At 64.3% G+C, this 1,467-nt stretch carries 2 protein-coding genes and 1 pseudogene; all 3 read left to right on the top strand.

The features are described 5' to 3' along the window. Positions 1–459 (top strand): annotated as a pseudogene (locus AC1DT2_RS23205) (hypothetical protein); the annotation flags it as partial. 37 nt (positions 460–496) lie between these two features. Beyond that, the gene (locus AC1DT2_RS23200; RefSeq protein ID WP_046968726.1) at positions 497–856 is read left to right on the top strand and encodes a PilZ domain-containing protein; all 360 of its coding nucleotides are present in this window, start codon (positions 497–499) and stop codon (positions 854–856) included. A 300-nt stretch (positions 857–1,156) separates the two neighbouring features. Next, positions 1,157–1,467 (top strand): NADH-quinone oxidoreductase subunit A (gene ndhC, locus AC1DT2_RS23195; protein ID WP_477299029.1); only part of this gene is annotated, 311 nt, incomplete at its 3' end.

Raw genomic sequence — 1,467 nt, 5'->3', positions numbered from 1 at the left:
GTCCATGGGACCGAGCGTTCGGCGCCTGAAGACCTGATCGTCCCCGACACGGACCCCGAGCGCCTCACGACCAAGATCCACGCCGTGCTCGAGCATGCGACACAGATGTCCTTGAGTCGCGAGCGCATGCTTGGCGTGGCCTCCCGTCCCGAGCGCTTCGACCGGGCGCCCGCCGCCCCGGGCACGGGTGCGCTGCGCCTGCCGTGGCGACCGGGACGGCTGGCGCGAAGCCGGCTGCGCCTCGTCCTGGCGGATACGCAGGGCGTGCAGGTCTGGCCGTGGCGCCTCGCGCCGATCGAGCGGGCGGGCGACGAGTGGATGCTACCTCTGCGTGGCGCGCCGGGTCCGGCCTTTGCCAAGCTCACCGCCGACCTCTCGACGCCCTGGATTTATGACCACTATGGCTGGGCCGGGCAGGACCCGGAACCGGTCGGGCTTGTGGCCCGGGCCGCCGGGTAGCTAGGATGACGGTCAAACCAGGGGATTCCACGTGTCCATGAACGCCACCAGCTCCTCACCGCGACAGGGAATCCTCTCGCTGAAGATCAAGGACGTGAACTCCCTGTACATCTCGTACATGCCGTTCCTGAAAACCGGTGGTCTCTTCGCGCCGACCGCCCAGCGCTACAGCCTGGGCGACGAGGTGGCCTTGCTGGTCACCCTGATAGACGAAAACGAGCGCCTGTCGGTCGCCGGTCGCGTGGTCTGGATCACGCCGGTGGGTGCCCAGGGCAACCGAACCGCCGGTGTCGGTATCCAGTTCAACGAATCCCCCGAGAGCGAAGGTGCCCGGCAGCGCATCGAAGCGCTGCTTGTCGGAACCCTCGCCTCCGAGCGTCCGACCCAGACCATGTGACATATCGGCGCGCTCCGGCGCCGAATGTCCGTGTTCAACAGGCGATTACCTGCGATTGCACCATGGCGACGCAGTTTTTCCCTTATTAATACTTGTCGTGATACCTGCACGCACTGGTACAATAGATCGGTTCCCCAACGTGAGATTGTGGATATCCGGAGTCGTTGGTACGCAATGCGTCCCGACACGGATCGACCCATTTGGATCGATTCGATAAAAGCTCTGGCGACCCTAGCCGGACCGCTCGTCCCCGCCGACGGTCACTGATGCGCCCAGTGAGGCGCGGAGGTACGCAGCATCGTGCTTGCCCAATACTGGCCCGTCCTGTTGTTCATTGCCGTGGCCGTAGGCCTAGGCGTGGTCCTGATGGCGATCGGCATCCTTGCCGGCCCCAGCCGTCCCGATTCGGAAAAGCTCTCGCCCTATGAGTGCGGCTTCGAGGCCTTCGAGGACGCGCGCATGAAGTTCGACGTGCGCTATTACCTCATCGCCATCCTCTTCATCATTTTCGACCTCGAAATCGCCTTCCTGTTTCCGTGGGCGGTGGTGTTCGACAAGATCGGCGGCATCGCGCTGATCGAAATGGCGCTGTTCCTCGCGCTGCTCGTGGT

This window comes from Luteibacter sp. P4_E6 (genome assembly GCF_056401535.1).
Note: the sequence above shows the minus strand (reverse complement) of the source record. Positions and strands in the feature narration are given on the sequence as shown.

Coding starts and splice junctions, on each gene's coding strand:
- AC1DT2_RS23200 (WP_046968726.1), top strand. CDS start 497: ATGAACGCCACCAGCTCCTCACCGCGACAGGGAATCCTCTCGCTGAAG.